This window comes from Kitasatospora sp. NPDC059577, assembly GCF_042735475.1.
Lineage (GTDB): Bacteria > Actinomycetota > Actinomycetes > Streptomycetales > Streptomycetaceae > Kitasatospora.
Genome location: NZ_JBHWBZ010000064.1, coordinates 57,314 through 57,892, shown reverse-complemented (window position 1 = coordinate 57,892; position 579 = coordinate 57,314). Strand labels below are relative to the sequence as shown.

The following is a 579-nucleotide window of genomic DNA, read 5'->3' as shown; positions in this document are numbered from 1 at the left end:
TGTCGGACGGGGCAAGGCAGAGACTCCGGACCGATCAGGAATCCCCTTCAAGGAGGAACACATGGCCACGGAAGCCTGGAAGCTGGCGCACCTCAACGGTCACAACGGCTACGACAGCGGCATCATCACGCGGTTCGTGACCGGCAAGTACGACAAGGGCGGGGAGTACGCGTTCATCGTGGTCGAGGTCGTCACTCAGGAGGTGGACGGCAACGGGCTGCCGACCGGCAAGGTGCACGAGAGCGAGTACACGGTGAACCTGACCCGCGCCATGCGGGACAAGGTCGCGGAAGCGGTCCCGGCCAACGTCAGGCTGGACGGCTCCGCCCTGCCCAGTGACAAGCGCCGCGTCTCCTTCACGGCTCTCGCCCGCATCCCCACCTTCAACAAGGGTTTCAAGGGCATCAAGGTCATCCCCGGTGACCTGATCATGGGCCCGCCGATGGAGCACTACGTCAAGCAGCCTGGTGCCGATCAGGAGTGACCCGCCGGGGGGTGGGGGGGGGGGCACGGCCCCCCCACCCCCCCCCCCCCCCCCCCCCCAAACAGAGCCCGAGGCCCCCGCACCCCCACCCCACA

General features: G+C 67.9%; 1 protein-coding gene. It reads left to right on the top strand.

What is annotated here, in order from left to right:
• The first annotated feature begins 61 nt into the window (after positions 1 to 61).
• The gene (locus ACFV0O_RS34585) at positions 62 to 484 is read left to right on the top strand and encodes a hypothetical protein (protein WP_380347762.1); all 423 of its coding nucleotides are present in this window, start codon (positions 62 to 64) and stop codon (positions 482 to 484) included.
• The last annotated feature ends 95 nt before the right edge of the window (positions 485 to 579 follow it).

What these genes read in the sequence shown, in the direction of transcription:
- ACFV0O_RS34585 (WP_380347762.1), top strand. Translation starts at nt 62, where the DNA reads ATGGCCACGGAAGCCTGGAAGCTGGCGCACCTCAACGGTCACAACGGC.